This is a genomic window from Mycoplasma marinum (assembly GCF_004335975.1).
Classification (GTDB): Bacteria; Bacillota_I; Bacilli_A; order Mycoplasmatales; family Metamycoplasmataceae; genus Mycoplasma_K; species Mycoplasma_K marinum.
This window is the reverse complement of the sequence record NZ_PSZO01000081.1, coordinates 1-1,093: the sequence shown is the minus strand read 5'-3', so window position 1 is coordinate 1,093 and position 1,093 is coordinate 1. Positions and strand designations below refer to the sequence as shown.

The 1,093-nt window shown below is 29.7% G+C and carries 1 protein-coding gene; it reads right to left on the bottom strand.

Going from position 1 to position 1,093, the window contains the following annotated elements:
* Positions 1 to 152: 152 nt before the first annotated feature.
* Positions 153 to 1,093 (bottom strand): HNH endonuclease family protein (locus C4B24_RS05075; RefSeq protein ID WP_168388377.1); only part of this gene is annotated, 941 nt, incomplete at its 5' end.

The window sequence follows — 1,093 nt, the reverse complement described above, 5'->3', positions numbered from 1 at the left end:
ATAGCAAAGCGGCTTAATGCATTGCTTTAAAAAAGCAACAGGAGAGATTTCTCTCGCGTGGGTTCGAATCTCACTCCACCGATATTTGTTAAAAAATACTCTAAAGGTATTTTTTTTCATATAAAAAAATAAAAAAACTCACTAAGTAAGTTTTACATATCTTTTCAAATGATTTTTGCTAATTTAGCAATTTCTTGTGTTCTTTCATCTATTAAGTTAGGCGTGAATTTAGTGTGTTCTTCTATTGGCTTAAGCACAATATCGTTGTATTCAAATCCTTGAAATAAATATAAGCTAGGAATTACATTATTCTTAGTGTATTTTTTTCACTTTTCAGAAAATGATAAATTACCTCACTCTGAATTTTTTCAATCAGGAGCAATAATTGAATTACCAATTAAATTACTTGTTCTTTTAATTTCTTCATCCAATATTTCATGTGCTGATTCTTCAACCCACTGTCTTAAATCATCTAATCAATGTTTTCCATATTTAACTGGCATAATATGTTCTCTCGACACTCTTTGGTAATAACCAACAAACTCATCATCTTTCGAATATTCAAACCCACCAAATCTTAGGAAGTTTTCAATCCTTAAAGACATGATTGAAGCTACCTTATTTTGTAATGAAGCATTGTTTAAAGATCTTTCAAATGCATCAATAGTAGAGATTGATAGCGAACCTTCATTGTTAGTCATCATTTCAAATAATTCACTAGGAGTTGTTAAATCATCTAATTGTCTTGTTACACTTGTGAACTTTTCAGAAAGAGATTGTCCACGGTAAGAAACAACTTGGAACCTAACTTCAAAAGTCTCAACAGCTCTTAAATATTCTCTTAATTTATTTATGGCTTTGATATTCTTTGTTATCAATGCTTTCTCATGTATCCTAACCATTTTCATAATCAATGGTGCGTAAACAGTTCTTCCTTCCAGTATTTTTAAGAAGTCTGAAATTGGATACATCATCGAATCTTTATTCGTAAATTTGGAAGCTTCAGTTACATTCTCAAATAAAGTTATATCATCCGATATTTTAGATACCAGTGATTTAAATTTCTTTAAAGAGTCATATTTTTCAGCATCAT